General features: G+C 72.0%; 22 protein-coding genes. 10 read left to right on the top strand and 12 right to left on the bottom strand.

Going from position 1 to position 21,925, the window contains the following annotated elements:
• Positions 1-23: 23 nt before the first annotated feature.
• Positions 24-1,529: a lipopolysaccharide biosynthesis protein gene (locus HMF7854_RS02400; protein WP_126720019.1), complete on the top strand. Its 1,506-nt coding sequence runs from the start codon at positions 24-26 to the stop codon at positions 1,527-1,529.
• Between the two features lie 129 nt (positions 1,530-1,658).
• Here the strand turns inward: HMF7854_RS02400 and purH are convergent, their stop codons facing one another.
• The 4 genes from purH to HMF7854_RS02380 are packed head-to-tail and all read right to left on the bottom strand — an operon-like array spanning position 1,659 to position 6,849.
• Positions 1,659-3,251: a bifunctional phosphoribosylaminoimidazolecarboxamide formyltransferase/IMP cyclohydrolase gene (purH, locus tag HMF7854_RS02395; protein WP_126717641.1), complete on the bottom strand. Its 1,593-nt coding sequence runs from the start codon at positions 3,249-3,251 to the stop codon at positions 1,659-1,661.
• Between the two features lie 17 nt (positions 3,252-3,268).
• Complete coding sequence (locus HMF7854_RS02390) at positions 3,269-4,918, bottom strand: heparinase II/III family protein (protein ID WP_126717640.1); 1,650 nt, start codon at positions 4,916-4,918, stop codon at positions 3,269-3,271.
• Positions 4,915-5,577 (bottom strand): ribulose-phosphate 3-epimerase, encoded by a 663-nt coding sequence (rpe, locus tag HMF7854_RS02385; protein ID WP_126717639.1) that lies wholly within the window; start codon positions 5,575-5,577, stop codon positions 4,915-4,917. The genes HMF7854_RS02390 and rpe overlap by 4 nt, the downstream gene beginning before the upstream one ends.
• A 15-nt stretch (positions 5,578-5,592) precedes the next feature.
• Positions 5,593-6,849, bottom strand: coding sequence for an RsmB/NOP family class I SAM-dependent RNA methyltransferase (locus HMF7854_RS02380; RefSeq protein ID WP_239016802.1), 1,257 nt, complete (start codon positions 6,847-6,849; stop codon positions 5,593-5,595).
• A gap of 17 nt (positions 6,850-6,866) precedes the next feature.
• Between HMF7854_RS02380 and HMF7854_RS02375 the strand changes: the two genes are divergently transcribed.
• The gene (locus HMF7854_RS02375; protein ID WP_126717638.1) at positions 6,867-7,031 is read left to right on the top strand and encodes a DUF1674 domain-containing protein; all 165 of its coding nucleotides are present in this window, start codon (positions 6,867-6,869) and stop codon (positions 7,029-7,031) included.
• Positions 7,032-7,096: 65 nt separating this feature from the next.
• Here HMF7854_RS02375 and HMF7854_RS02370 read toward each other — a convergent pair whose 3' ends face one another.
• On the bottom strand, positions 7,097-8,086 hold the full coding sequence (locus HMF7854_RS02370) for an NAD(P)H-dependent glycerol-3-phosphate dehydrogenase (RefSeq protein ID WP_126717637.1): 990 nt from the start codon (positions 8,084-8,086) through the stop codon (positions 7,097-7,099).
• Positions 8,083-9,114 (bottom strand): tRNA (adenosine(37)-N6)-threonylcarbamoyltransferase complex transferase subunit TsaD, encoded by a 1,032-nt coding sequence (gene tsaD / locus HMF7854_RS02365; RefSeq protein WP_126717636.1) that lies wholly within the window; start codon positions 9,112-9,114, stop codon positions 8,083-8,085. Before tsaD ends, HMF7854_RS02370 begins: the two co-directional genes overlap by 4 nt.
• Positions 9,115-9,164: 50 nt before the next feature.
• Here tsaD and hemC point away from each other — a divergent pair, with 50 nt between their 5' ends.
• Genes hemC through HMF7854_RS02345 form a run of 4 tightly spaced genes read left to right on the top strand, consistent with a single transcriptional unit; the run spans position 9,165 to position 12,185 of the window.
• Positions 9,165-10,073: a hydroxymethylbilane synthase gene (gene hemC / locus HMF7854_RS02360; protein WP_126717635.1), complete on the top strand. Its 909-nt coding sequence runs from the start codon at positions 9,165-9,167 to the stop codon at positions 10,071-10,073.
• Entirely contained in the window at positions 10,070-10,732 is a 663-nt protein-coding gene (locus HMF7854_RS02355) for a uroporphyrinogen-III synthase (RefSeq protein WP_239016801.1), read from the top strand. Before hemC ends, HMF7854_RS02355 begins: the two co-directional genes overlap by 4 nt.
• A gap of 2 nt (positions 10,733-10,734) precedes the next feature.
• Positions 10,735-11,535, top strand: a complete 801-nt coding sequence (locus HMF7854_RS02350) for a hypothetical protein (RefSeq protein WP_126717634.1) — start codon at positions 10,735-10,737, stop codon at positions 11,533-11,535.
• 5 nt (positions 11,536-11,540) lie between these two features.
• Complete coding sequence (locus HMF7854_RS02345; protein WP_126717633.1) at positions 11,541-12,185, top strand: prolyl hydroxylase family protein; 645 nt, start codon at positions 11,541-11,543, stop codon at positions 12,183-12,185.
• Here HMF7854_RS02345 and ribD read toward each other — a convergent pair.
• From ribD to HMF7854_RS02320, 5 genes are all read right to left on the bottom strand, one after another.
• Entirely contained in the window at positions 12,155-13,114 is a 960-nt protein-coding gene (ribD, locus tag HMF7854_RS02340; protein WP_126720016.1) for a bifunctional diaminohydroxyphosphoribosylaminopyrimidine deaminase/5-amino-6-(5-phosphoribosylamino)uracil reductase RibD, read from the bottom strand. The two genes, HMF7854_RS02345 and ribD, sit on opposite strands and share 31 nt — an antisense overlap.
• A gap of 17 nt (positions 13,115-13,131) precedes the next feature.
• The gene (locus tag HMF7854_RS02335; protein WP_126717632.1) at positions 13,132-13,452 is read right to left on the bottom strand and encodes a hypothetical protein; all 321 of its coding nucleotides are present in this window, start codon (positions 13,450-13,452) and stop codon (positions 13,132-13,134) included.
• A 57-nt stretch (positions 13,453-13,509) separates the two neighbouring features.
• Positions 13,510-14,193, bottom strand: a complete 684-nt coding sequence (locus HMF7854_RS02330) for an energy transducer TonB (protein WP_126717631.1) — start codon at positions 14,191-14,193, stop codon at positions 13,510-13,512.
• Positions 14,194-14,276: 83 nt separating this feature from the next.
• A complete protein-coding gene (locus HMF7854_RS02325; protein ID WP_126717630.1) occupies positions 14,277-15,593 on the bottom strand; it encodes a glutamate--tRNA ligase in 1,317 nt (438 codons plus the stop codon).
• 1 nt (position 15,594) lies between these two features.
• A complete protein-coding gene (locus HMF7854_RS02320) occupies positions 15,595-17,253 on the bottom strand; it encodes an NAD+ synthase (RefSeq protein ID WP_126717629.1) in 1,659 nt (552 codons plus the stop codon).
• Between the two features lie 102 nt (positions 17,254-17,355).
• On the opposite strand from HMF7854_RS02320, the gene HMF7854_RS02315 reads away from it, so the two are divergent.
• From HMF7854_RS02315 to rplT, 4 genes are all read left to right on the top strand, one after another.
• Positions 17,356-18,291, top strand: a complete 936-nt coding sequence (locus HMF7854_RS02315; RefSeq protein WP_126717628.1) for a ribose-phosphate pyrophosphokinase — start codon at positions 17,356-17,358, stop codon at positions 18,289-18,291.
• 32 nt (positions 18,292-18,323) lie between these two features.
• Positions 18,324-18,986, top strand: coding sequence for an SDR family oxidoreductase (locus tag HMF7854_RS02310; protein ID WP_126717627.1), 663 nt, complete (start codon positions 18,324-18,326; stop codon positions 18,984-18,986).
• A 136-nt stretch (positions 18,987-19,122) separates the two neighbouring features.
• A complete protein-coding gene (rpmI, locus tag HMF7854_RS02305; protein ID WP_126717626.1) occupies positions 19,123-19,326 on the top strand; it encodes a 50S ribosomal protein L35 in 204 nt (67 codons plus the stop codon).
• Between the two features lie 13 nt (positions 19,327-19,339).
• Positions 19,340-19,723: a 50S ribosomal protein L20 gene (gene rplT / locus HMF7854_RS02300; protein ID WP_126717625.1), complete on the top strand. Its 384-nt coding sequence runs from the start codon at positions 19,340-19,342 to the stop codon at positions 19,721-19,723.
• An 88-nt stretch (positions 19,724-19,811) separates the two neighbouring features.
• On the opposite strand, the gene HMF7854_RS02295 is transcribed toward rplT, so the two are convergent.
• Entirely contained in the window at positions 19,812-21,887 is a 2,076-nt protein-coding gene (locus HMF7854_RS02295) for a malate synthase G (RefSeq protein WP_126717624.1), read from the bottom strand.
• Positions 21,888-21,925: the final 38 nt, after the last annotated feature.

Below are 21,925 nucleotides of genomic sequence, written 5' to 3'. Positions count from 1 at the left end.
AGGCCAAGGCTCCCGACGCCGACATGGCCGCGCTGGCCCGCGGCGGCCGGCTCAACGCCTTCGGCTTCATCCTCCGCCTCGCCGCCCGCCTGCCGTTCCTGTTCATCGCCGGGCGGATCTACGGCGCCGAGGCGCTAGGCCGCTTCGCCTATGCGGTGCTGACGGTCGAGTTCGCTGCACAGCTGTCCGCGCTGGGCCTCCGCCGCGGGCTCGCGCAGCTGCTCGCCAACAGCGAGAAGGACCATGCCTGCGTGGTCGCCGATTCGCTGCTGGTGGCGGCGCTCGGCTCGGTCGTCTGCATGGTGGTGCTCGGGCTGTTCCCGCAGGCGATGTTCCCCAACAGCCCGGTCTACGGGCTCGACTGGCTGCTGCCGGTGACGGTGCTGGCGATCAGCTGGACCGACATTGCGCTGGCCGCGCTCGCCTATCGCAACGACGTCGGCGCCACCGTCCGCGCCCGTTCGATCGTCGAGCCGTGGACGATCAGCATCGTCGCCTTCATCTGGGCCTATGTCTCGACCCGTGACGGGCTGATCATCGCCTATGTCTTCTCGATGGTCGCGGCGCTGATCGCCGCGCTCATCCCGCTGGTGAAGAGCTACGGGCTGCCGCGCGGCTGGAAGCCCGATCTTGCCGGCGCCTGGGCGACCGCGCGGCGCAACTCCCCGCTTGCTGCCGCGGACGCCGTCGAGTGGGCCAGCCGGCGCGTCGACCTGGCGGTGCTCGGTCTGTTCATGAGCCCGGCGTTCGTCGGCATCTACTATGTCGCCCAGCAGGTCGCGACCCTGCCGGCCAAGCTCAAGACCAGCTTCGAGCCGGTGCTTGGCCCGGTCATCGCCCGCAACATCGCGGAGGGCGACCTCAAGGCGGTCGCCAAGCAGGTCCGCCAGGTCAGCTACTGGATCATCGCCGCGCAGGCCGGGATTGCGCTGTCGCTCGCCATTCCCGGCCGGGCGGTGATGGGGCTGGTCGGCTCGGGCTTCACCGGCGGCACCGCGACGCTCGGCTTCCTCCTCGCCGCCGAGGTGATCGCGGCGACCGCGGTCGTGTCCGAGGCCGCACTCATCTATGTCGAGCGGCACCGCAACATGCTGATCAGCCTGGTCATGCTGGCGCTCGAAGCGGCACTCGGCGCGGGGCTCATCATCCTGATGCGCAAGCTCGGACGGCCCGAGCCCTACCAGGCGACCGGGCCGGCGATCGGGCTGTGCCTCGCGCTGGCCTTCGCCTCGGTGGCCAAGTCGCGGCTGCTCTACCGGGTGCTCGGCGACCGCGTGTCGGGGTGGCGCTGGGACATCATCTGGGCGACCGCCGCCGGTCTCGCGGTGGGCATACCGCTCCGCCTTTTCCTAAACGAGTGGCTGCAGCTGTTCATCGCCATCCCGCTGATCCTCGCGGCGTTCGGCGCGGTGCTGTGGACCAAGGGCTTCGGCCCCGAGGACCGCGAGCTGTTCCGGATGCGCAAGCGCGACATCGAGGAACTGCAGGAGAACCAGGCCAAGGCGCAGATCGCCGACGACGTGATCTAGCGGGCTCCCCTCCCCTTCAGGGAGGGGCCGGGGGTGGGGGAGTCTTCGGTGGAGAAGTCAGGGCTTCGCCCCCGCCCCTCCCGCGACTGCGTCGCTCCATCCCCGCCCCTGAAGGGGCGGGGACGAGGATCAGTGCCGGAAATGCCGCATCCCGGTGAAGACCATCGCCAGTCCCGCCGCATCCGCCGCCGCGATCACCTCGTCGTCGCGGATCGAGCCGCCGGGCTGGATCACCGCCGTCGCCCCTGCCTCGACCGTCGCCAGCAGCCCGTCCGCGAAGGGGAAGAAGGCGTCGGACGCAACCGCGGAGCCGACGGTGCGCGGCTCGGCCCACCCGTTGGTCTCGGCCGCCTCGCGCGCCTTGGCCGCGGCGATCCGCGCCGAATCGCGGCGGTTCATCTGCCCCGCCCCGACCCCGGCGGTGCTGCCGTCCCTGGCGTAGACGATCGCGTTCGACTTGACGTGCTTGGCGACGGTCCAGGCGAACAGGCAGTCCTTCAGCTCCTGCTCGCTCGGCTCGCGCCGGGTCACTACCTTCAACATGGCATCGGTCAGCCGCCCATTGTCGCGGTCCTGGATCAGTACCCCGCCGGCGATCACCGTCACCGTCTGGCCGCCGCGCGTCGGGTCAGGCAGCCCGTCGGTCAGCAGCAGCCGGAGGTTCTTCTTGCGGCTGAACGCCGCCTTCGCCGCCTCGTCCGCGCCCGGAGCCACTACCACCTCGGTGAAGATCTGGGCGATCGCTTCGGCGGTCGGCCCGTCGAGCGGGCGATTGCAGGCGACGATCCCGCCGAACGCCGAGACGCTGTCGCAGGCGAGCGCCGCCTGCCACGCCTCCAGCAGCGTCGCGCCGCTCGCCACGCCGCACGGATTGGCATGCTTGACGATCACCACTGTCGGCAGCCCGTCGCGGAACTCGGCGACCAGCTCCAGCGCGGCATTGGCGTCATTGAGATTGTTGTAGCTGAGCTCCTTGCCCTGCACCTGCTCGGCCTGGGCGACACCGGCCACCGCCGGTCCGAGCGAGCGGTACAGCGCCGCCTTCTGGTGCGGGTTCTCGCCGTAGCGGAGCGGCATGACCAGCCGGCTCGCCATGGTCCGAGTCTGCGGGAACGCCTCGCCCTGGTCGGCGCGCGCGAACCAGCCGGCGATCGCGCTGTCGTAGGCGGCGGTCAGCGCATAGGCCTTGGCGGCCAGCCGGCGGCGGAAGGCGAGCGACGTCATGCCGTCGTTCCGGTCCAGCTCGGCGAGCAGCTCGGCATAGTCGGCCGGATCGGTGACGATCGCGACATGGGCGTGGTTCTTGGCCGCCGAGCGGACCATCGACGGGCCGCCGATATCGATGTTCTCGATCACCTCGTCGCGGCTCGCCCCGCGCGCGACGGTCGCCTCGAACGGGTAGAGGTTGACGATGACGAGATCGATCGGGGCGATGTCGTGCTCGGCCATCGCCGCTGCATGCTCGGGATTGTCGCGCACCCCGAGCAGCCCGCCATGGACCTTGGGGTGGAGCGTCTTGACCCGCCCGTCCATCATCTCGGGAAAGCCGGTCAGGTCGGCAATGTCGCGGACCGCCGCTCCGCCCTGCCGCAGCTGGGTCGCCGTCCCGCCGGTCGAGACGATGTCCACCCCGTGGCGCGCGAGGCCGGCGGCGAGCTCGGCGAGCCCGCCCTTGTCGGACAGGGAAATAAGGGCCCGGCGGACGGGCACGAGATCGGTCACGAAAAGGCTCCTTGGCTTCAGCTTGAACGCCGGAACTGCCAGCCGACCTCGCAGCCGAGGCTGCTGGTCTCGCCGACGATCACCAGCTGGGTGGTGCCGACCAGCTGGCCGGCGCCGTCGATCATCACGCTCTCCTCGATCCCGAGCTGGGCGCCGCGGCAGCGGAAATTCCAGGCGGGGGCGTGCGGGGACCGGAGGATCGCGCCCATCCCGTCGGCAGTCGGGGTCGCCTCGACATCCGGGGCGAGGTGGAAGCGGACCGCCAGCGGCACCGCCTCCTTGATCTTCTTGCGGCCCTTGGGCTGGAGCCGGTCGAGCCCGCGCAGCTCCTTGCCGTCGTTGCCGAGCGACAGCGCGCGGGCGTGGCCAAGGCCATAGCCGCGGACATAGCCGTCGTGGCTCGCCTCGATCCGGCTGCAGTCGTCGTCGTCGCTGCGGGAAACCGGCACCTCCTCGACGCCCTTGCCGAGGCTGTTGTCGGGAAGGATGGCGGTCGAATTGCTGTCGGCGAGGGTCAGCGTGCTGTGGGCGGCGGTGGTGCGCAGTGCGGCCACCAGTTCGGGGGCGAGAAGCGTCGGCTGGTCGCCCGGTCCGCCGCAGTTGATGACCAGCCGCTGCCGGCCGTCGCTGAGCTCGAAGGCGAGGGTCGAAGCGGAGCCGGCACGCGCCATCTTCGGCGGTGGCGGCGGCGCGGCATCCATCACCAGCACGGTCCCAAGCGCCGACAGCCGCTGATAGCCCCAGCCCTTGGCATTGCGGAGCGGCCGCGCGCGCAGCCCGCAGCCCTCGATCAGCCCGCTGATCCGCTCCGGCTTGCCCGGGTTACCGCCCTGCCAGGAGGACAGCGCGCCATCGCCCATGATGACCCCGTGAAGCGCCGACAGGGCCGCGGCGGCGGCGCTCTCCAGCGTGTCGGGAAGCGCCTGCTTGGCGGCGAAATAGGCGGCGCGCAGCAGGCCGAGCCGATCCACCAGCTGGAGCTGCTCGGTCGGCGAGCGGCTGAGCAGGCCGCCGTCCTCGCTCTGCGCCGAAGCGAGCGCACGGACCAGTCCCGCCTCGCCCCGAGCCACCCGCGCCAGCCCGCCTTGGAGCAGCAACCCGGCCGCGACCAGCCCGGCCCAGGCGGTGATCCGCGGCAGGCCGGGATCGGCCTTGTCGGCGTTGGCGTCGAGGTGCCGCGCCCCCCGCGCCAGCGTGTTGAGCAGCGCCGAGCGGTAGCCGCTGTCGTTGCTGGAGAGGATGTAGGGGGCGTAGGCGGTCCAGTAGAGCACCCGCATGCCCCACAGGTCGGGCCGCCAGGCCTCGTCAATCTTGGTCCCGTGCGCGATCAGCCAGCGCCCGGCGATCCCCTCCGCAAACCGGGCGCCCCGCTCGCGCGCGGCCGCGGCGGAGAGATCGCGCAGCCAGGAGAAGCTCTGCAGCTCCTCCGCAAGGGCGCCGCGCAGGCCGACCCGGGCGAAGTCGAGCTCCTCGAGATCGATCACGTCGCTGCCGCGGATGAACTTGCCCGCGAGCAGCGCCTCGCCCCGCGCCTTGTCGCCGCCGACATGGTCGCGCGGAACGCCGAGGAGACGGAGCGGATGGCGGCCGCGGCCGAACAGCCGCTGCAGCGGCGAGCCGAGCGCCAGCTTGCGGACGACGGCGTGGTCGGCCGCGCCCTCGCTCACCCCTGGCCCCGCAAGGCCATGATGTTGTCGGCATAGGCCGCCGCGCCGCCGCGGAAGGCGGCCGTCCCGGCGACCAGCGCGGTCGCGCCGGCGGCGATCACCTGCGACGCGTTGGCCGCGTCCACTCCGCCGTCGACCTCCAGCACGATGTCCTTGCCGAGCTTGTCGATCGACTTGCGGATCGCCTCGATCTTGCGGAGCTGCGAGGCGATGAACTTCTGCCCGCCGAAGCCCGGGTTGACGCTCATCACCAGGACGAGGTCGACCTCCTCCAGCACATAGTCGAGCAGCTTGGCCGGGGTCGCCGGATTGAGGCTGACCCCCGCCTTCTTGCCCAGGGCCTTGATCCGCTGGATCGTGCGGTGGAGGTGCGGCCCGGCCTCGGAGTGGACGGTGATGATGTCGGCGCCGGCCTCGGCGAAAGCGTCGAGGAAGGGATCCACCGGCGAGATCATCAGGTGGACGTCGAACGGCTTGGCCGAGTGCGGGCGAAGCGCCTTCACCACCGCCGGGCCGATCGTCAAATTGGGGACGAAATGCCCGTCCATCACGTCGACATGGATCCAGTCGGCGCCCGCCGCGTCGATCGCCCGTACCTCCTCGCCGAGCCTGGCGAAGTCGGCGGACAGGATCGAGGGGGAGATGATGGGGCCGGCCATGGGCCCGATTAGACGCTAAGCGGCGGCCCGGACAAGGCGTGCCGTGAAGAAGCCGTCGATCCCGCCCTCATCCTCGAGCAAGCCGGGCAGGACGCGGATCCGGCCACCCTCGTCGACAGGCACCGGCAGCGCGACCGGCGACGGCGTCAGGCGGTAGTCGGGGCGGTCCGCGAGGAAGGCGGCGATCACCGCTTCGCCCTCCTGCGGCTCGAGCGAGCAGACCGCGTAGACGAGCGTTCCGCCGGGCCGGACCAGGCCCGCCGAGCGGTCGAGCAGCCGGCGCTGCAGGGCGGCGGCTTCCTCGATGTAGGACGGACGAACCCGGTGCAGCACCTCGGGGTGGCGGCGGAAGGTACCGGTGGCCGAGCAGGGCGCGTCGAGCAGGACGGCGTCGAAGGGTTCCGGCGCTTCCCAGTCGAGGAGGTCGGCCGCGACGATCTCGGCGGCGAGGCCGGTCCGCCCGAAATTCTCGCGCAGTCGTGCCAGACGACTTCCGCTCCGGTCGAGCGCGGTGACCCGGTGACCGGCGGCAGCGAGCTGGAGCGTCTTGCCGCCCGGCGCTGCGCAGGCGTCGAGCACCGTCTGTGCCCCGGTCGGGACCAGCCGTGCCGGGAGCGAGGAAGCGAGGTCCTGCACCCACCAGTCGCCCGCCGCGAAGCCGGGCAACTCGGTGACCGGGGTGGCGGAGGAGAGGCGGACATGGCGGGGGGCGAGGCTCGTGCCCCCGCTGGCGGCGGCGAAGCTTGTCGCGGCGTCCTCGTCCTTGAAGCTGAGGTCGAGCGGCGGCCGGCGGAGGATCGAGCGGCGCGCCGCGGCGACCATGCCGGTGCCCCACGCCTCGCCCCAGCGTTCCTCCACCGCGGGCGGCAGCGGCGTGTCGTCGCGGGCGCCGACTCCGCGCCGGAGCAGCGTTCCGAGTACGCCATGGACCAGCCGGCGGGGCCCGCCCTCCACCAGCGGCAGCGCAGTCGCGACGATCGCATGATCGGGGACATTGAGCGCCAGCTTCTGCGCCAGCGCGAGCCGCAGCACCATGCGGGCCTTGGCGTCGTCGGCGAGCGGCAGGCGGGTGGCGCCGTCGATCAGCGCATCCAGCTGGGGCACCCGGCGCAGCGTCTCGCCGGCGATCGCCAGCGCCAGCGGCAAGTCGGCGGGAGCGATCCCCTGCGCCGCATTGTCCATCGGCTGGCCGGTTCGCAGCACGCGGTCGAGGATGCGCAGCGCGGCGCGGCGCTCCGCCAGTCCTTCGGTGCTTGGCTTCGGCTCCCTCAACGCCCATCTTCCCCGGCATGAAGCGCCCGAGCCATCTCGACCCGCCGGCTCACCTGAGCCCGTCCCCGCCCGTCCCCGAGCCGGAGCCGGTCGACCCGCCGCCGCCCGCCGGGGAGGAAGGCCGTCCCGATCCCACCCGCTACGGCGACTGGGAAAAGAAGGGCATCGCGATCGACTTCTGACCGGGCGGTCGGGCCAGGGCCCGGCTGCCAGCCGGCGCGACCGGAACCGGTTCGAAGCCGGCCGGTCACGCGTGTTCCGATCGCGGCGGCCGGCTGAGCAGGGCTTCGAGGACCTGGTCGACCGAGGCGCTGCCCGCCAGCAGCGCTTCGACCGCGGCGACGATCGGCATGTCGATCCCGTGCGCCTCCGCCAGCCGCTTCAGCACCGGCGCGGTGAAGGCGCCCTCGGCGACCGTGCGCCGGTCGGCCATCAGCTCGGCGGCCGGCCGCCCTTGCCCGAGCCCGACCCCCAGGCTGTAGTTGCGCGAGCTGGTCGAGGAGCAGGTCAGGACGAGGTCGCCGAGCCCGGACAGGCCGGTCAACGTCTCCGGCCGCGCCCCCAGCGCCAGGCCGAAGCGGGTCATCTCCGCGAAGCCGCGCCCGATCAGTGCGGCGCGCGCGTTCTGGCCGAGGCCGCGCCCCTCGACCACGCCGCAGGCGATCGCCAGCACATTCTTTACCGCCCCGCCGATCTCCGCCCCGGCGACGTCGTCGCTGAGATAGATCCGGAAAGCGGGCACGGCGAGCCGGTCGCGCAGCGTCGCGCCGAGCGCCGGGTCGGCGACCGCCAGCGTCACCGCGGTGGGGAGGCCGGCGGCCACCTCGTGCGCAAAGGTCGGGCCGGAGAGGACGGCGACGGGCGCCTGCGGCCGGACCTCGTGCGCGACGTCGTGGAGCAGCCGTCCGCTCGCCTCCTCGATTCCCTTCGAGCAGAGGATGAGCGGCGCCGTGGTGTCGGGCAGCGCCGCGAGCACGGCGCGCATGTGCTGCGCCGGGGTCACCACCAGCACGGCGTCGCAGTCGGCAAGCGCGGCGAGCTCACCGGTGGCGCGCACCGCGCTCGACAGCGGCACCGCGGGGAGGAACAGGCGGTTGAGCCGCTCGGCGTTGATGCTCTCGACCACCGCGGGCTCGCGCGCCCACAGCAGCGTCTCGCGCCCGCCCGCCGCGGCGACCTGCGCCAGCGCCGTGCCCCATGCACCGCCGCCAACAACCCCGATCCGTTCGATGCTCATGCCTTGACCCCCGCCCCGCGCACCGTCTCCGCCACCGGATCGAGCGGCCAGCGCGCCCGCGGCGGCGTGTCGAGCGGGTCGGTTCGCCCGGCCGCGAGCCGCTCCGCCCCGGCCCAGGCGATCATGGCGGCATTGTCGGTACACAGCCAGCCCGGCGGGACCGAGAAGGCGCGACCCTCGCGCTCCGCCAGCCCGGCGAGCGCGCCGCGGATCGCCTGGTTGGCGGCCACCCCGCCGGCGACGACGAGCGTCGGGGCGTCGCTGGCCGCGAGCGCCCGCGCGGTGCGGTCGACGAGGCAGTCGATCACCGCCTGCTGGAAGCTCGACGCGATGTCGGCGGGCCGATGGGCGCCACTCGCCACCGCGCGCTGCACCGCGCTCTTGAGGCCGGCGAAGGAGAAGTGCGGCTCCCGCGAGCCGAGCAGCGGGCGCGGCAGCGGGACCGCGGCCGGATCGCCTTCCCGCGCCAGCGCCTCGATCGCCGGGCCGCCGGGGTAAGGCAGGCCGAGCAGCTTGGCGGCCTTGTCGAACGCCTCGCCCGCGGCATCGTCGATGGTGGTGGCGAGCCGGCGATAGTCGTCGACGCCGCGCACCTCGAGCAGTTGGCAGTGGCCGCCGCTCGCCAGCAGCAGGAGATAGGGGAACTCGAGCCCCGGGTCGGCCAGCCGCGGCGACAGGGCATGCCCTTCGAGATGGTTGACCGCGACCAGCGGCTTGCCGGCGGACAGCGCCAGCCCCTTGCCCGCCAGCAGTGCCACCATGACGCCGCCGATCAGCCCCGGTCCGGCGGTGGCGGCGACCGCGTCCACCGCGGCGATCCGGACTCTCGCCTCGTCCAGCACCTGGCGGATCAGCCCGGGGAGCACCGCCACATGGGCCCGCGCGGCGATCTCCGGAACCACCCCGCCGAACGGCTGGTGCGCGCTGTTTTGCCCGACCACCGCCTGGGCGAGGATCTGCCGGTCGCCGGTGACGAGCGCCACCGCGCTGTCGTCGCAGGAGGATTCGAGGCCGAGGACGAGGGTCATTCGCGCCCCGCCTTTGCCTCACCCGGCCGCTCTCGGCTAGGGGGCGGCCGATGGATCGCCGCCTGAGGATCGGAACCCGCGGTTCGCCGCTCGCGCTGGCGCAGGCCGGCATGGTCGCCGACGCGCTGCGGACCGCGCACGGCTGCACGGTCGAGATCGTCACCGTCCGGACCAGCGGCGACCGGATCCAGGATCGCCCGCTCGCCGAGGTCGGCGGCAAGGCGCTGTGGACCAAGGAGCTCGACCTCGCCCTGCTCGCCGGCGAGACCGACGTGTCCGTCCACTCGATGAAGGACGTCGAGAGCGAGCGGCCGCCCGCGCTGTGCGTCGCGGCGATGCTGCCCCGCGCCGATGTCCGCGACCGGCTGCTCGGCGCCCCCGCGATCGAGAGCCTGGACGAAGGGGCCAAGGTGGGGACCAGCTCGCCGCGGCGGATGGCCCAGCTGCTCCGGCTGCGCCCCGACCTGCGGGTCGAGACGATCCGCGGCAACGTCGGCACCCGCATGGCCCGGCTCGAGATCGGCGAGTTCGACGCGACCCTGCTCGCCGCCGCCGGGCTGGACCGGCTCGGGCTGGCGGGGGTCGGTGCGCCGATCGGGATCGAGGAGATGCTGCCCGCCCCGAGCCAGGCCGCGGTCGGGATCGAGTGCCGCGCCGACGACGCAGAGGTCCGCGCACTGCTCCTGGCGATCAATCACGCGGCGACCCACGCCTGCGTCTCCGCCGAGCGCGCCTTCGCCCGGGCGGTCGGCGGCACCTGCCACTCGCCCGTCGCGGCGCTGGCGACGCTCCGCGGCGAGGAAATCCGGCTGGAGGCCGAGCTGCTGAGCAGCGACGGCGGCGAGCAGGTGCGCGGCGAGACCGTCTTCGCGGCCGACGACGTGGCCGCCTCCGCCGCGCTCGGCCGCGCGCTGCTCGACCGCGCGCCGCCGGCGGTGCGGATGCTGTTCTCGGCGTGACCGGGCTGGTCGTGCTCCGCCCCGAGCCCGGCGCGAGCCGGACGATGGCGCGGGCGCGGGGCATGGGTCTTGAGGCCATCGCCGTTCCCCTGTTCGAGATCCAGCCGCTCGCGGCGGTGCTGCCGGCGGGCGGCTTCGATGCGCTCCTCCTCACCAGCGCCAATGCCGCCCGGATGCTGGACGGGCGGTGCCGCGAGCTGCCCGTCCATGCGGTGGGCGCGGCGACTGCGCGTGCGGCCGAGGCGGCGGGCTATGCGGTGGCGAGCCGCGGCACCGGCGGGGTTCAGGCCCTGCTCTCGGATCTGCCCCCGCACCTCCGCCTGCTCCACCCCTGCGGCGAGGACCGCATCGCGGTCGCCGCGCGCCAGCCGGTCACCGCCATCCCCATCTATCGCTCGGCGATGCTTCCCGCCCCGCCGCTCGCGGTCTTGGAAGGGCAGGTCGCGCTGGTCCATTCGCTCCGCGCCGGGGCGCGGCTGGCCGAGCTGGCGGACGCGCAGCAGCTCGATCGCGGGCGGATCGGCGTGGCGGCGATCAGCCCGGCCGCCGCCGCGGCCGCTGGCCCGGGCTGGAGGCGGGTCGCAGCCGCCGCCGAGCCCGCCGATTCCGTCCTGCTTCCGCTGGCGGCGCGGCTGTGCCATGACGGCGGCGCGGGATGAGCATGAGCGGTCAACAGAGAGGTCTTGGACTGCTGGGCTGGCTGCTGCTGGTCCTGCTACTGATGGCCGGCGGCGCCGCCGCCGCGGTCTACGGCCTCGCCCACAACGACCAGGCCGCGCAATTCTTCGGCTTTCGCGCCGGCACCGACGCCGGCAGCCCGGCGCGAACGGTCGCCGCGCTGGCCCAGCCGGCCCCGGCTGCAGGCACGCTGGCAGCCGCGGACGCCGAGGCGGAGGCCCGGATCGCCATGCTCGAGGAACGGCTCGCCCGGGTCGAGAACGCGACCCAGCGGGCCGAAGGCTCGGCCGGCCGGGCCGACGCGCTGCTGGTCGCCTTTGCCGCGCGCCGCGCGGTCGATCGGGGCGTGCCGCTGGGCTATCTCGAGGGCCTGCTCGTCGACCGCTTCGGCAACGCCCATCCAAACGCGGTCTCGACCGTGATCACCGGGGCTCGCGACCCCGTCCGGCTCGACCAGCTGGAGGACGAATATGAGGCGCTCGGGCCGGCGCTGCGGACCAGCGGCCCCAACGAGAGCTGGTGGACGGCGACCCGGCGCGAGCTCGGCTCGCTTGTCTCGATCCGCCGCTCCGACGTGCCGAGCCCGCGGCCGGCCGCCACCTTCGACCGCGCGCAGGCCCGCCTCGCCTCGGGCCAGGTGGACCAGGCGCTGGCCGAGACGATGCGCCTGCCCGGCGCGAACGGCGCCGGCGGCTGGGTGATGCGGGCGCGACGCTATGTCGGGGTGCACCGCGCGCTCGACGAGATCGAGAGCGCGGCCCTGCTGTCGGGCTCGGCCCGCTAGTCCGCATGGTCGACGGCCCGGGCCAGCGGCTGCGGTCCACGCCGGGGGTGCAGCGGGTGCCGAACGCCGCACTCGACCTGTTCGTCGTCCGCGACTTCCTCGACCCGGCAAGCTGCGCGGCGATGATCGAGCGGATCGACCGGGTGCGCCGCCCCTCGACCATCGCCGACGATCTCGGCCAGACGCAGTTCCGGACCAGCGAAACCGGTGATCTCGACGGCGGCGACCCCGCTGTCGCGGCGGTGGAGCGGCGGATCGACGCGCTGCTCGGGCTGGGCGAACCGCTCGGCGAGCCGCTGCAGGGGCAGCGCTACGCCCCCGGGCAGGAGTTCAAGCCGCACACCGACACGTTCGAGCCGGGCCGCGCCGACTATTTCCTCCACTGCGCCGAGGCCGGACAGCGCAGCTGGACCGCGATGATCTACCTCAACCTCGTCGAGGACGGCGGCGCGACGCGGTTCAAGGCGATCGGCAAGACGGTCCAGCCGGAGGCGGGCAAGCTGCTCGCCTGGAATAATTTGCTTCCCGACGGCAGCCCCAACCCGGCGACCCTGCACCAAGGCATGAAGGTGCGGCGCGGGGTCAAATATGTGCTGACCAAATGGTATCGCGAGATCGGCTATGCGGCCGGCTCGCGCACCCGTTCGTAGACCTCGAGCCGGTCGACCCCGAGCGAGCGCCCGTCGGCCGAGCGCCAGCGCCCGTGCGCGTCGGCGATCGCCTCCAGCCCGATATAGCCGAGCGCCGAGCGCCCTTCGCCGATGATGATCGGCGCCCGGTAGATGAGGATCCGGTCGACGAGGTCGGCGGAGAGGAAGGCGGTGGCGGCGCCCGACCCGCCCTCGACCAGCAGGTCGTTGACGTTATGGAGGCGGAAGATGTCTTCTGGCGAGCGGAGGATTTCCCACCCCGCGACCGGTTCGCCGCGGGTGAGCAGCGCTCGGCGCGGCGAGCGGTCCTCCAGCCCCGGGAGGCGGACATCGAGGCGCGGCTGGTCGGCGAGCAAGGTGCCGCGCCCGACCAGGATCATGTCCGCCTGGGCACGGGCGAGATGAACGTGCGCGCGCGCGTCGCCGCCGGTGATCCACTTGGACTCGCCGGAGGGAAGCGCGATCTTGCCGTCGATCGAGAGCGCAAGCTTGAGCGTGACATAGGGGCGGCCCAGCGCGAGCCGGGTTAGGAAGCCCTCCATGCTCCGCCGGGCCGCCTCGGCGCCCGCGCCGACGCTGACTTCCACCCCCGCGGCGCGGAGCATGGCGAAGCCCTCGCCGCGGGTCCGCGGGTCCGGGTCCTCGATCGCCGCGACCACCCGCGCCACGCCCGCTCCCGCGATCAACGCGGCGCAGGTCGGGCCGCGGTGACTGCGGTGCGCGCAGGGCTCGAGGCTGGTGTGAAGGGTGGCCCCGCGCGCCCGCTCGCCGGCCTCGGCCAGCGCGACCGCCTCGGCGTGGGGCCGGCCACCCGGCTGGGTGGCGCCGCGGCCGGCGACCACCCCGTCGCGGACGATCACGCAGCCGACGTTGGGATTGGGAGCGGTCCGCCCGCGCATGGCGGCGCCGAGCGCCACCGCCTCCGCCATATGCCCCCCGTCGTCGCTCACATGCCGAACGACTTCTGGATCTTCTGGAACTCGGCCTGCTTGGCCTTGGCCGCCTTCTCGCGCGCCGCCTGGTCCTTCTTCTGGTCGGCCTCGATCTGCGCGTCGGTGCGGTTGGCGGGCCAGCTGTCGACGAAGGTGATGGTGCGCGGCGGCGCGGTGTTCACCTGCGGGTCGACGTAGAAGAGGATGAGCACGATCGCGGTCGCCAGCAGGGCGAAGGCAACGCCGAGCCACTGGGTCCGGCTGCGTCGGCGCATGACGGTCAGCAGGTCGGCGATGGCGTCGCGGGGCGAAGCGGGACGGGGAAAGAAACCCATGCGGAAAGAGATAGGGCGGGAGCGGGCCGGGTGCCAGCCCCCGCCGCGGAACCGGGCTCAGCCCTCGTCGAGCTGGAAGCGGAGGCGGATCACCAGGCTGGTCGCGACCGGTCGCCCATCCTCGGTGGCCGGCCGGTAGCGCCAGTGCGACAGGATCTGCCGTCGCGCGCTGTCGAGGAAGGCGGGCTCGGCCGGGCCGATCGGCTCGACCGCCGTCACCCGCCCGCGCTCGTCAATGCTGAGCCGGAGCTGGAGCGTGGCTTCCTTCTCGAGCCGGCGCATCGCTTCCGGATATGGCGGGCGGAGCTCGTCGGCACTGGTGGCGAGCACGGCGTCGCGGCGAACCGGATCGGTCTTGGGCAACGGCGGGGGGAGCGGCGGCGGGGGCTGGACGACCGGGCCGATCGGAAAGGGATCGGGACCGGCGGTCGGCCCGGGCACGGTGACCGGGCCGCCAGGAAGGGGGAGGACGACCTTCTCGACCGGCCGATCGATGCTGCTGATCGACTGCGGATGGGGGGTGGGGCGCGGGTCGGCCTTGGGCGGCGGCGGCAACGGCGGCGAGTCGGGCGGCAGCGGGACTTCGGTGATCCGGGTGATGACCGGGTGCCAGGGCGTTCCGACCTCCATCTTGGCGGTGATCACGGCGAACAGCGCGGCGGCGTGTCCGGCGATGATCAGGCCGAGCGCCACCGGGTGGCGCTGGTGAGCGGGACGACGGGCGGAAGCATAGTCGAGCATGGCAACCTCCTCTCACTGGTGAGTGGATGTTACATCATCACATAGGCAGCGCAAGAGGGGACTCTTTGACCGGAAGGCGGTGGTCAGCTTGAGGCGGCGCGGAGGCGATCGAGACTGCGCTCGCGGCCGATCCGTTCGACGAGGGGCGCCATCTCCGGCCCACTCTCGCGCCCGGTCAGCGCGAGTCGGAGCGGGAGGAACAGCGGCTTGCCCTTGCGCCCGCTGCTCGCCTTCAGGGCCTGGGTCAGCGCTGCCCACGGGCCAGCCGCCCAGTCGAGCGCGTCGGCGGCCGCGGCGGCGTCGCGGAGGAAGGCCCGGTCCTCGGCGGCCAGCACCGGCGGTCCGATCTCGCCATCGAGCACCGGCAGCCAGTCGGCGAACTCGCTCAGATGCGCGATATTGCCGCGCAGCAGCGCCCAGTCCGCCTCGGCAACCCCTTGCGGCAGCCGCGCCTTCACCGCCGCGAAGTCGAGCTGGTGCAGCAGCCGGCTGTTGAGCAGCTCCACCTCGTGCAGGTCGAAGTGCGCGGGGGCGCGGCCGAAATGGGCGAAGTCGAAATCGTCGGCGAGCGTCTCGAGCCGGCCGATCGGCTCGACCGGCTGCGAGGTGCCGATCCGGGCCAGCAGCGAGAGCAGGGCCATCGGCTCGATCCCCGCTTCCCGAAGCGCGTCGACCCCGGTCGCGCCGAGCCGCTTGGACAGCTTCCCCTCGGCCGCGACCAGCAACGCCTCGTGCGCGAAGGCGGGAACGCCGGCGCCGAGCGCGGCGAACATCTGGATTTGCACCGCGCTGTTCGAGACATGATCCTCGCCGCGGACGATATGCGTCACGCCCATGTCGATGTCGTCGATCACGCTCGGCAGGAGGTAGAGCCAGCTGCCGTCCTCGCGGCGGACCACGGGATCGCTCAGCAGCGACGGATCGAACCTCTGCTCGCCGCGGATGAGGTCGCTCCAGCCGATCGGCGCCTGGTGGTCGAGACGGAAGCGCCAGTGCGGCCGGCGTCCATCGACCGGCGCATTCTCGCCCTCCGGCCGCTCGTAGACCGGCGGCAGCCCGCGCCCGAGCAGGATCTTGCGGCGGAGGTCGAGCTCCTGCGGCGTCTCGTAGCAGGCATAGACCCGCCCGGCCGCACGCAGCCGCTCGAACCCCTCCTCGTAGCGGCCGGTGCGCGCCGACTGCCGCTCCAGCCTGTCCCAACCGAGCCCCAGCCACGTCAGATCGTCGCGGATCGCCTGGTCGAATCCGACGGTCGAACGCTCCGCATCCGTATCGTCGATTCGCAGCAGGAAGCGGCCGCCGTGGCGCCGGGCGAACAGGAAGTTGTGAAGCGCGGTCCGGATGTTGCCGACATGCAGCCGGCCGGTCGGCGAGGGCGCGAAGCGGGTGACGATGCTCATCTCAGTTGCCCGTCCGGAAGCCGTTGGTGATCGGATAGCGGCGGTCGCGCCCGAAGTTGCGGCCGCCGATCTTGACCCCCGGCGGGGCCTGGCGACGCTTGTACTCGGCAAGCAGGACCAGCCGCTCGATCTCGGCGACGAGCGGGCGCTCGGCCCCGGTCCGCCCGCACACCTCGGCGACCGACAGCTCCTCGTCGACCAGCCCGACGAGGATGGCGTCGAGCAGCTCGTAGGGCGGCAAGCTGTCCTCGTCCTTCTGGTCGGGGCGAAGCTCGGCCGAGGGCGGCTTGGTGATCACCCGCTCGGGCATCACCGGCCCGGCCGGGCCGAGCGCGCCCTCCGGGCGATTCGCGTTGCGCCAGCGCGAAAGCGTGAAGACCGTCGTCTTGTAAGCGTCCTTCAGCACATTGTAGCCGCCCGCCATGTCGCCGTAGAGCGTGGCGTAGCCGACGCTCATCTCGCTCTTGTTGCCGGTGGTGAGCAGCATGTGTCCGAACTTGTTGCTGAGCGCCATCAGCGTCACCATCCGCAGCCGCGACTGGATATTCTCCTCGGCGAGCCCGGGCTGCTCGCCCGCGAACGCATCCTCCAGCATGGTGGCGAGCGCCTCGACCCCGGGGCGGATCGAGATGACGTCATGGCGGATCCCCAACAGGTCGGCGCTACCCCTGGCGTCCGCCACGCTCTCGCCGCTCGTGTAGCCCGACGGAAGCATCACCCCCCACACCTTGTCCGGGCCGAGCGCGTCCACCGCGATCGCCGCCGACAGCGCGCTGTCGATCCCGCCCGAGAGGCCGAGCACCACGCCCGGGAAGCGGTTGCGGCCGACATAGTCGCGCAGCCCGACGATCATCGCCTGGTAGATGTCGGCCGGATGGTCGTCGAGCGCGTGCGAGGCACGGGTCACGCAGGACCAGCCATCGGCGCCGCGCACCCATTCGGTGACGAGCAGCGCCTCGTCCCAGTCGGGCATCTGGACGACCAGCTCGCCGTCGGCCGCGACCACGAAGCTGCTGCCGTCGAACACCAGTTCGTCCTGCCCGCCGACCCGGTTGAGATAGGCGATCGGACATCCGGTGGTGGCGACCCGGCTCCGCACCAGCGTCTGCCGGCGCTCGTCCTTGTCGAGCTCGTAGGGGCTGCCGTTGGGGACGAGGAAGAAGTCGGCGCCGGCCGCGGCGAGATGCTCGCAGACATCCTCGAGCCAGATGTCCTCACAGATCGGGAAGCCGATCTTCGCGCCGCGGAAGGCGAACAGCTCGGGCAGCGGGCCGCTGTCGAAGATGCGCTTCTCGTCGAACGTGCCGTAGTTGGGGAGCTCGCGCTTGAGCGTGACGAACAGCTCGCGCCCGCCCTCGGCGACGACGAGCGCGTTGAAGCGCCGGCCGTCCTGTTCGACAATCGTTCCGAACGCCAGCGCGGGGCCGCCGTCGGCGGTCAGCGCGACCAGCCGCGCCGCCTCCTCCATCGTGCGCCGGACGAAGCTCGGCTTGAGCACCAGGTCCTCGGGCGGATAGCCGGTCAGCTGGAGCTCGGGCACCACCACCAGGTCGACGTCGCCGGCACGGCGGCGCACCTCGAGGATTGCCTCGGCGTTGCCGGCGAGGTCGCCGACGCGCTGGTTCATCTGGGCGAGGGCGATGGTCAGCCGGTCGGTCATCGGCCGAGCCTGTAGCGAGAGTCGCTAGGGCGGGCAAAGCCGCCTTCCGCGCGGGCCCGGCGCCCGCTAGAGGAAGGCGAGGATCGTACCTCGGGGGACCGCATGAAACTGCTCGCCGGCAATTCCAACCTGCCGCTCGCCAAGGCGATCAGCGACTATCTCGAACTGCCGCTGACCCAGGCCAGCGTCCGCCGCTTCGCCGACGAGGAGATCTTCGTCGAAATCCTCGAGAATGTCCGCGGCGAGGACGTGTTCGTGATCCAGTCGTCGAGCTACCCGGCCAACGACAATCTGATGGAGCTGCTGATCTGCATCGACGCGCTGAAGCGCGCCTCGGCCAAGCGGATCACCGCCGTCCTCCCCTATTTCGGCTATGCCCGGCAGGACCGCAAGCCCGGCCCGCGCACCCCGATCAGCGCCAAGCTTGTGGCCAACCTCATCACCACCGCGGGCGCCGACCGGGTCCTCTCGGTCGACCTCCACGCCGGGCAGATCCAGGGCTTCTTCGATATCCCGACCGACAATCTGTGGGGCGCGCCGGTGATGGCGGCGGACATCCAGGCCCGCTTCGCCACCCAGCCGATCACCGTCGTCTCGCCCGACGTCGGCGGCGTGGTCCGCGCCCGCGGGCTCGCCAAGCGGCTCAGCAACGCCCCGCTGGCGATCGTCGACAAGCGGCGCGAGCGGGCCGGCGAGTCCGAGGTCATGAACATCATCGGCGACGTGACGGATCGCTTCTGCATCCTGATCGACGACATCGTCGATTCCGCCGGAACGCTGTGCAACGCCGCCGCCGCGCTCAAGCAGCAGGGGGCGATCGAGGTGGTCGCCTACTCGACCCACGGCGTACTGTCCGGCGCGGCGGTGAGCCGGGTCGCCAGGTCGGAGCTGAGCGAGCTGGTCGTCACCGATTCGATCTGGAGCGGCGAACCCGACCCCAAGGACTGCAAGGTCCGCCGCCTGACCATCGCTCCCCTGATCGCCGAGGCGATCCGCCGCATCGCCGACGAAAGCAGCGTGTCGAGCCTGTTCGACTAGGGAACCCGTCGCGCCGCCCGCGTTGATGCGGCATGCCTATTGTCCTCATTACAGGCGCGAACCGCGGGCTCGGGCTCGAGTTCGCGCGCCAATATGCCGCCGACGGCTGGACCGTCATCGTCACCGCCCGCGAGGAGAGCCCGGAGCTGAGCCAGCTCGGCGTCCGGGTCGAGCAACTCGATCTAAACGACCTCGACCAGGTCGCCCGGGTCGGCGATCGGCTCGACGGCCCGCTCGACCTGCTGGTGGCCAATGCCGGCACCTACGGACCCGGCGCGGTCGACGACGCGAACGCCGCGGCCGAGTGGGGCCGGACCTTCACCGTCAACACCATCGCCCCCTATCTGCTTGCCCGCGCCGTCCTGCCGCGGGTCGCGGAGGCGCGCGGCAAGCTCATCGCGATCAGCACCCGCATGGGGTCGATCGCCGACAACAGCTCGGGCGGCTACCTCGCCTATCGCTCGTCAAAGACCGCGCTCAACATGGCATGGCGCAACCTCGCGCTCGAAACCCGCTCGCAGGGGGTGATCGCGACCATGTTCCATCCAGGCTGGGTCAAGACCCGCATGGGCGGGCGGAGCGCCCCGCTCGAACCCGAGGAGAGCATCGCCGGGCTGCGCAAGGTCATCGCCGGCCTGGGACCGAAGGACGCGGGTGAGTTCTTCCAGTGGGATGGCGCGCGGGTCCCCTGGTAAGCCCGACTCGACAAGAGCGCGGCTCCTGCCTATAGGCGCGTCGCTTCCAAGCTCGTTGGAAACATGAACGGCCCGGCCGAAAGGGCTGCCGTGGCTGTTCGCAAACGTCGTCCCGCACGGGACACAAGGAGACGAAATGCCCAAGCTGAAGACCAAGAGCGGCGTCAAGAAGCGCTTCAAGCTCACGGCGACCGGCAAGATCAAGCACGGGGTCGCTGGCAAGCGCCACCGGCTGATCAGCCACAACGCCAAGTATATCCGCCAGAACCGCGGCACCGAAGTGCTGGCCGACGCCGATACGGCGCGGGTCAAGCTCTGGGCGCCCTACGGCCTCAAGTAAGGAGTAGCGGGAAATGGCACGCATCAAGCGCGGCGTTACCACGCGCGCCAAGCACAAGCGGATCCTGGAGCAGGCGAAGGGCTATCGCGGCCGTCGCAAGAACACGATCCGGGTCGCCCGCCAGGCCGTTGAGAAGGCCGGGCAGTACGCCTATCGCGACCGCAAGGTGAAGAAGCGGAGCTTCCGCGCCCTCTGGATCCAGCGCATCAACGCCGCCGTCCGCGCCGAGGGGCTGACCTACGGTCAGTTCATGCACGCGCTGAAGCTGTCGGGCGTCGACCTCGACCGCAAGGTCCTGGCCGACATGGCGATGCACGAGGGCGCCGCGTTCAGCGCGCTGCTCGCGTCCGTCCGCGGCAAGCTGCCGCCGCAGGGCGAGGCGCTGGCCGCCGAGTAAGCGGTCCGCTCCAGGCGAGATCAGGAAGGGCGCCGGGGGAAACCTCGGCGCCCTTTTTCTTGATGCTATCGACCCGCGGAAGGGCGGATCAGCCCGCCGCCTTCGCCTCCTGCCGGAAGCGGTGCAGCAGCGGCTCGGTGTAGCCGTTGGGCTGCTCCAGCCCCTCGAACACCAGCGCGCGGGCCGCCTGGAAGGCGATGCTGGCCTGCGGGTCCGGCGCCATCGGTCGGTAGAGCGGGTCGCCGGCGTTCTGCGCGTCGACCTTGGCGGCCATCCGCAGCAGCGCGGCGTCGACCTCCTCGGCCGTGCACACCCCATGGAGCAGCCAGTTGGCGAGGTGCTGCGAGCTGATGCGCAGCGTCGCGCGGTCCTCCATCAGCCCGACGTCGTGGATGTCGGGCACCTTGGAGCAGCCGACGCCCTGGTCGATCCAGCGGACGACATAGCCGAGGATTCCCTGCGCATTATTGTCGAGCTCCTCGCGGATCTCCTCGGGCGACCAGTTGGCGCCGTTCGCCAGCGGGATCGTCAGCAGCGCGTCGAGCCCGGGCGTCGGCTCGGCCTTGAGCTCCTCCTGCCGGGCGAACACGTCGACGCGGTGATAATGGAGCGCGTGAAGCGTCGCGGCGGTCGGGCTCGGCACCCAGGCGGTGTTGGCGCCGGCGCGCGGATGGCCGATCTTCTGCTCTAGCATGTCGGCCATCCGGTCGGGCGCGGCCCACATCCCCTTGCCGATCTGCGCCTTGCCGGAAAGCCCGCAGGCGAGCCCGATCTGGACGTTGCGCGCCTCATAGGCCTTGATCCACCCGCTCTCCTTCATCGCGCCCTTCCGGATCATCGGCCCGGCCCGCATCGAGGTGTGCAGCTCGTCTCCGGTGCGATCGAGGAAGCCGGTGTTGATGAACATGATCCGGCCCTGCACCGCGCGGATCGTCGCGGCGAGATTGGCCGAGGTGCGCCGCTCCTCGTCCATCACCCCGACCTTGATCGTGTGGCGCTCGAGACCGAGCAGGTCCTCGACCGCGTCGAACAGGTCGTTGGTGAAGGCGGCTTCCTCCGGCCCGTGCATCTTCGGCTTGACGATGTAGATCGACCCCGTCCGGCTGTTGCGGCGGTTTGTCCCGCGCAGGTCGTGGAGCGCGATCAGGCTGGTGACGATCGCGTCGAGGATGCCCTCGGGCGCTTCCGAGCCGTCGGCGAGGCGAACGGCGGGCGTGGTCATCAGGTGGCCGACGTTGCGGACCAGCAGCAGGCTCCGGCCCGGTAAGGTGAACCGCTCGCCCGTGCTCCAGCTCCACTCGCGGTCGTCCTCTAGCGCGCGGTGGACGGTCCGGCCGCCCTTGGCAAAGCTGGCGGTCAGGTCGCCGCGCATCAGCCCAAGCCAGTTGCGGTAGGCCGAGACCTTGTCCTCGGCGTCGACCGCGGCGACCGAGTCCTCAAGGTCGCAGATGGTGGTGAGCGCGCTCTCCAGCACCACGTCGGCGATCCCGAGCGGGTCGTCGCGGCCGATCGGGTGGTCGCGATCGATCACCAGCTCGATGTGGAGGCCGTGATGCTCGAACAGCAGCCCGCCCTCGCGGGTGGCGAAGCGATACGGGCAGTCGCCGCCGGTCAGCGCGGCTTCCCAGCCGGGAACCGTCTCGTCGAGGAAGCGGCGGGCGAAGGCGACCACCTCGGCCCCGCGCGCACGGTCATAGCCACCCTCCGGGGGCAGGCTGCCGAGCGCGTCGGTCCCGTAGAGCGCGTCGTAGAGGCTGCCCCAGCGCGCGTTCGCCGCGTTGAGGAGGAAGCGCGCGTTGAGGATCGGCACCACCAGCTGCGGGCCGGCCGTGGTGGCGATCTCCGCGTCGATGTTCATCGAGCCGATCGTGAAAGGCCCCGGCTCCTCTACCAGGTAGCCGATTTCGCGGAGGAAGCGCTGGTAGTCCGCCGGGTCGAGCGGCCGGCCGCGGCGCTCCTCGTGCCAGGCGTCGATCCGCGCCTGAAGCTCGTCGCGGCGGGCGAGCAGGTCCCGGTTGCGCGGGGCGAAGCGGGCGAAGATCTCGTCGGCGCCGCGCCAGAAGCGGTCGGGGTCGAGACCGGTGCCGGGGAGGACCTCGGCCTCGATGAACTGGGCGAGTGCCGGGTCGACGACGATCCCGTCCTGCTGGGTCGGTGCATTCATGAATGGGGGATCCTTCCCGGCGCGAACGAGGCGAGGTG

Origin of the sequence: Sphingomonas ginkgonis, from assembly GCF_003970925.1 — a bacterium.
GTDB classification, from domain to species: domain Bacteria; phylum Pseudomonadota; class Alphaproteobacteria; order Sphingomonadales; family Sphingomonadaceae; genus Sphingomicrobium; species Sphingomicrobium ginkgonis.
Note: the sequence above shows the minus strand (reverse complement) of the source record. Positions and strands in the feature narration are given on the sequence as shown.

Coding starts and splice junctions, on each gene's coding strand:
- HMF7854_RS02400 (WP_126720019.1), top strand. CDS start 24: ATGGCCGCGCTGGCCCGCGGCGGCCGGCTCAACGCCTTCGGCTTCATC.
- rpe (WP_126717639.1), bottom strand. CDS start 5,577: ATGGCCGGCCCCATCATCTCCCCCTCGATCCTGTCCGCCGACTTCGCC.
- HMF7854_RS02375 (WP_126717638.1), top strand. CDS start 6,867: ATGAAGCGCCCGAGCCATCTCGACCCGCCGGCTCACCTGAGCCCGTCC.
- HMF7854_RS02370 (WP_126717637.1), bottom strand. CDS start 8,086: ATGAGCATCGAACGGATCGGGGTTGTTGGCGGCGGTGCATGGGGCACG.
- tsaD (WP_126717636.1), bottom strand. CDS start 9,114: ATGACCCTCGTCCTCGGCCTCGAATCCTCCTGCGACGACAGCGCGGTG.
- hemC (WP_126717635.1), top strand. CDS start 9,165: ATGGATCGCCGCCTGAGGATCGGAACCCGCGGTTCGCCGCTCGCGCTG.
- HMF7854_RS02350 (WP_126717634.1), top strand. CDS start 10,735: ATGAGCGGTCAACAGAGAGGTCTTGGACTGCTGGGCTGGCTGCTGCTG.
- HMF7854_RS02345 (WP_126717633.1), top strand. CDS start 11,541: ATGGTCGACGGCCCGGGCCAGCGGCTGCGGTCCACGCCGGGGGTGCAG.
- ribD (WP_126720016.1), bottom strand. CDS start 13,114: ATGGCGGAGGCGGTGGCGCTCGGCGCCGCCATGCGCGGGCGGACCGCT.
- HMF7854_RS02335 (WP_126717632.1), bottom strand. CDS start 13,452: ATGGGTTTCTTTCCCCGTCCCGCTTCGCCCCGCGACGCCATCGCCGAC.
- HMF7854_RS02330 (WP_126717631.1), bottom strand. CDS start 14,193: ATGCTCGACTATGCTTCCGCCCGTCGTCCCGCTCACCAGCGCCACCCG.
- HMF7854_RS02325 (WP_126717630.1), bottom strand. CDS start 15,593: ATGAGCATCGTCACCCGCTTCGCGCCCTCGCCGACCGGCCGGCTGCAT.
- HMF7854_RS02320 (WP_126717629.1), bottom strand. CDS start 17,253: ATGACCGACCGGCTGACCATCGCCCTCGCCCAGATGAACCAGCGCGTC.
- HMF7854_RS02315 (WP_126717628.1), top strand. CDS start 17,356: ATGAAACTGCTCGCCGGCAATTCCAACCTGCCGCTCGCCAAGGCGATC.
- HMF7854_RS02310 (WP_126717627.1), top strand. CDS start 18,324: ATGCCTATTGTCCTCATTACAGGCGCGAACCGCGGGCTCGGGCTCGAG.
- rpmI (WP_126717626.1), top strand. CDS start 19,123: ATGCCCAAGCTGAAGACCAAGAGCGGCGTCAAGAAGCGCTTCAAGCTC.
- rplT (WP_126717625.1), top strand. CDS start 19,340: ATGGCACGCATCAAGCGCGGCGTTACCACGCGCGCCAAGCACAAGCGG.
- HMF7854_RS02295 (WP_126717624.1), bottom strand. CDS start 21,887: ATGAATGCACCGACCCAGCAGGACGGGATCGTCGTCGACCCGGCACTC.